Origin of the sequence: Gaoshiqia sediminis, assembly GCF_025907915.1 — a bacterium.
GTDB lineage: Bacteria > Bacteroidota > Bacteroidia > Bacteroidales > Prolixibacteraceae > Gaoshiqia > Gaoshiqia sediminis.
The window spans coordinates 1-375 of sequence record NZ_JAPAAF010000139.1; the positions used below are offsets into that span (position 1 = coordinate 1).

1 protein-coding gene is annotated in these 375 nt (G+C 41.1%); it reads right to left on the reverse strand.

Annotated elements, in window-relative coordinates:
- Positions 1-278: transposase (locus tag N2K84_RS20310; RefSeq protein WP_428222008.1), on the reverse strand; the 278-nt coding region annotated here is incomplete at its 3' end.
- Positions 279-375 lie beyond the last annotated feature (97 nt).

A 375-nucleotide genomic window follows, 5' to 3' on the forward strand; every position in this document is an offset into this window, starting at 1 on the left:
CGGTAATATGATTTGTCAAACTTCATTTGCCCAAATACGGCTTCCGGTTCTATTGGTCGTTTCTTCCGCATTCGGATACCTTCTTCCGAGGTTAAGAGTTCTCTTGCTTTGCGTTTATATTCCCTAAGCCTGTGGTTGACTTGTATTTGACGGGTTGTTTGTGATTTGTGGCAACTGCAACGAAGTGGACAGCCCTGGCAACGCCCGGCTTGATATACTGAAATGTTTGATACAAAACCATTTTCGCTTTTGCGGGTAGTTTTATAAATGAGTTTCATATGCTGTCCCATCGGGCATACAAAATAATCTTGTTCTGCATTGTAATACAGGTTTTCTTGTATGAATGGGTTGTTTTTAAACGAGCGTTTCTGTTCT